Origin of the sequence: Collimonas antrihumi, assembly GCF_018304965.1 — a bacterium.
Taxonomy (GTDB): Bacteria; Pseudomonadota; Gammaproteobacteria; order Burkholderiales; family Burkholderiaceae_D; genus Collimonas; species Collimonas antrihumi.
Genome location: NZ_JAGQED010000054.1, coordinates 1 through 3,890, shown reverse-complemented (window position 1 = coordinate 3,890; position 3,890 = coordinate 1). Strand labels below are relative to the sequence as shown.

At 50.5% G+C, this 3,890-nt stretch carries 2 tRNA genes and 2 rRNA genes; all 4 read right to left on the bottom strand.

Annotated features, from left to right (window positions below):
* Positions 1 to 1,513, bottom strand: a 23S ribosomal RNA gene (locus KHU29_RS21880); the annotation flags it as partial.
* A 358-nt stretch (positions 1,514 to 1,871) separates the two neighbouring features.
* A tRNA-Ala gene (locus KHU29_RS21875) sits at positions 1,872 to 1,947 on the bottom strand.
* Between the two features lie 8 nt (positions 1,948 to 1,955).
* Positions 1,956 to 2,032, bottom strand: a tRNA-Ile gene (locus KHU29_RS21870).
* Positions 2,033 to 2,155: 123 nt separating this feature from the next.
* Positions 2,156 to 3,688, bottom strand: a 16S ribosomal RNA gene (locus KHU29_RS21865).
* Between the last annotated feature and the right edge of the window lie 202 nt (positions 3,689 to 3,890).

Genomic DNA, 3,890 nt, shown 5'->3' with positions numbered 1-3,890 from the left:
CTCGTCCCATACCCTTGAATTACGCTGCCGGATTTGCCTAACAGCCTTCTCTGATACAGAAACCGGGACTTCCAACACCCGGACAACCTTCCGCGATCCGTCCCCCCATCGCATCTAACGACGGTGCAGGAATATTAACCTGCTTCCCATCAGCTACGCATCTCTGCCTCGCCTTAGGGGCCGACTCACCCTGCTCCGATGAACGTTGAACAGGAAACCTTGGGCTTACGGCGTGGAGGCTTTTCACCCCCATTATCGCTACTCATGTCAGCATTCGCACTTCTGATACCTCCAGCATCCTTTACAAGACACCTTCGCAGGCTTACAGAACGCTCTCCTACCATATCCTTACGGATATCCGCAGCTTCGGTGACTGGCTTAGCCCCGTTACATCTTCCGCGCAGGACGACTCGATCAGTGAGCTATTACGCTTTCTTTAAAGGATGGCTGCTTCTAAGCCAACCTCCTGACTGTTTTAGCCTTCCCACTTCGTTTGCCACTTAGCCAATCTTTGGGACCTTAGCTGGCGGTCTGGGTTGTTTCCCTCTTGACGTCGGACGTTAGCACCCGGCGTCTGTCTCCCAAGCTCGCACTCATCGGTATTCGGAGTTTGCAATGGTTTGGTAAGTCTCGATGACCCCCTAGCCATAACAGTGCTCTACCCCCGATGGTGATACTTGAGGCACTACCTAAATAGTTTTCGGAGAGAACCAGCTATTTCCAAGTTTGTTTAGCCTTTCACCCCTACCCACAGCTCATCCCCTAATTTTTCAACATTAGTGGGTTCGGACCTCCAGTGCGTGTTACCGCACCTTCATCCTGGCCATGAGTAGATCACTTGGTTTCGGGTCTACACCCAGCGACTGAACGCCCTATTCGGACTCGATTTCTCTACGCCTTCCCTATACGGTTAAGCTTGCCACTGAATGTAAGTCGCTGACCCATTATACAAAAGGTACGCAGTCACGGAACAAGTCCGCTCCTACTGTTTGTATGCACACGGTTTCAGGATCTATTTCACTCCCCTTCCGGGGTTCTTTTCGCCTTTCCCTCACGGTACTGGTTCACTATCGGTCGATATCGAGTATTTAGCCTTGGAGGATGGTCCCCCCATGTTCAGACAGGATTACACGTGTCCCGCCCTACTTGTTGCAAGCTTAGTTCCACAATGAGCATTTCGTATAAGGGGCTATCACCCTCTATGGCCGACGTTTCCAAGTCGTTCTACTATGTCCACTGCTAAAACTTGCGGCTGTTCCCATTTCGCTCGCCACTACTTTGGGAATCTCGGTTGATTTCTTTTCCTGCAGCTACTTAGATGTTTCAGTTCGCCGCGTTCGCTTTGCAACCCTATGTATTCAGGTTGCAATGACCACTAGGGCCGGGTTTCCCCATTCGGAAATCTGCGGATCAAAGCTTGTTTGCTAGCTCCCCGCAGCTTATCGCAAGCTACTACGTCCTTCATCGCCTGATATCGCCAAGGCATCCACCATGTGCACTTATTCACTTGTCCCTATAACGTTAGCCTCTGGCTGCGTTCACAGCCAAAAAGCGGTTATAGAGGTATTTCTATGAGTTTAGCGTTTGCCGTATCCAAAGTGTTATCGCATTACACATCAGCTTTCGCCGACATGCTCTTTTGAGAACTCTTTACATACTTTTTGATTTGATACAATCATACCCATCAATCATCATGTCGATGCTTTCACATCTTCACGTCAATTGACGAATCTTTACTTCTTCCAGATTGTTAAAGAACAGTTATTGCTTTTGATCTTCAAAAGACCAAACCTAAATCCCAGCGCGCCTGAATAATAAAATTCGTTGCGCCGACTTAGGTTTGATATTTTACATTTCACACCAAGGAAACTTGGTGGAGGTTGACGGGATCGAACCGACGACCCCCTGCTTGCAAAGCAGGTGCTCTCCCAGCTGAGCTAAACCCCCGAAACTTGTGGTGGGTCTGGTTGGGCTCGAACCAACGACCCCCGCGTTATCAACACGGTGCTCTAACCAACTGAGCTACAGACCCGCTTGGATCAGTACGAGCCTACCATCAACTTCAGCACTCTCATGCCGCAGCCTTTGACCGATACCTGTTCTTCTTAACTAACAGACGATAAGTGTGGACGCTTGACTTTCATGCAAACTCTAGAAAGGAGGTGATCCAGCCGCACCTTCCGATACGGCTACCTTGTTACGACTTCACCCCAGTCACGAATCCTACCGTGGTAAGCGCCCTCCTTGCGGTTAGGCTACCTACTTCTGGTAAAACCCGCTCCCATGGTGTGACGGGCGGTGTGTACAAGACCCGGGAACGTATTCACCGCGACATGCTGATCCGCGATTACTAGCGATTCCAACTTCATGTAGTCGAGTTGCAGACTACAATCCGGACTACGATACACTTTCTGGGATTAGCTCCCCCTCGCGGGTTGGCGGCCCTCTGTATGTACCATTGTATGACGTGTGAAGCCCTACCCATAAGGGCCATGAGGACTTGACGTCATCCCCACCTTCCTCCGGTTTGTCACCGGCAGTCTCATTAGAGTGCCCTTTCGTAGCAACTAATGACAAGGGTTGCGCTCGTTGCGGGACTTAACCCAACATCTCACGACACGAGCTGACGACAGCCATGCAGCACCTGTGTTACGGCTCTCTTTCGAGCACTGCCAAATCTCTTCAGCATTCCGTACATGTCAAGGGTAGGTAAGGTTTTTCGCGTTGCATCGAATTAATCCACATCATCCACCGCTTGTGCGGGTCCCCGTCAATTCCTTTGAGTTTTAATCTTGCGACCGTACTCCCCAGGCGGTCTACTTCACGCGTTAGCTGCGTTACCAAGTCAATTAAGACCCGACAACTAGTAGACATCGTTTAGGGCGTGGACTACCAGGGTATCTAATCCTGTTTGCTCCCCACGCTTTCGTGCATGAGCGTCAGTGTTATCCCAGGGGGCTGCCTTCGCCATCGGTATTCCTCCACATCTCTACGCATTTCACTGCTACACGTGGAATTCTACCCCCCTCTGACACACTCTAGCCATGCAGTCACAAATGCCATTCCCAGGTTAAGCCCGGGGATTTCACACCTGTCTTACATAACCGCCTGCGCACGCTTTACGCCCAGTAATTCCGATTAACGCTTGCACCCTACGTATTACCGCGGCTGCTGGCACGTAGTTAGCCGGTGCTTATTCTTCAGGTACCGTCATTAGGACACCGTATTAGGACATCCCGTTTCTTCCCTGACAAAAGAGCTTTACAACCCGAAGGCCTTCTTCACTCACGCGGCATTGCTGGATCAGGGTTGCCCCCATTGTCCAAAATTCCCCACTGCTGCCTCCCGTAGGAGTCTGGGCCGTGTCTCAGTCCCAGTGTGGCTGGTCGTCCTCTCAGACCAGCTACTGATCGAAGCCTTGGTGAGCCTTTACCTCACCAACTAGCTAATCAGATATCGGCCGCTCTATGAGCACGAGGCCCTTACGGGTCCCCCGCTTTCATCCGTAGATCGTATGCGGTATTAGCTAATCTTTCGACTAGTTATCCCCCACTCAAAGGTACGTTCCGATATATTACTCACCCGTTCGCCACTCGTCAGCGGAGCAAGCTCCCTGTTACCGTTCGACTTGCATGTGTAAGGCATGCCGCCAGCGTTCAATCTGAGCCAGGATCAAACTCTTCAGTTCAATCTCTGTTTTGTGGCATTGCTGCCTAGCATCTCTGCTATCGCTCACTCAAAATACTGACAGGCCACTTTCTTGCGAAAGCGCCTATTTTCTTCTTCTGTGAACATTTAATGTTTTAAGTTATACGCCATCCATTTACATGAATGACGCTGCACTTCCATCAAACGCCCACACTTATCGACTGTTAATTGTTAAAGAACCT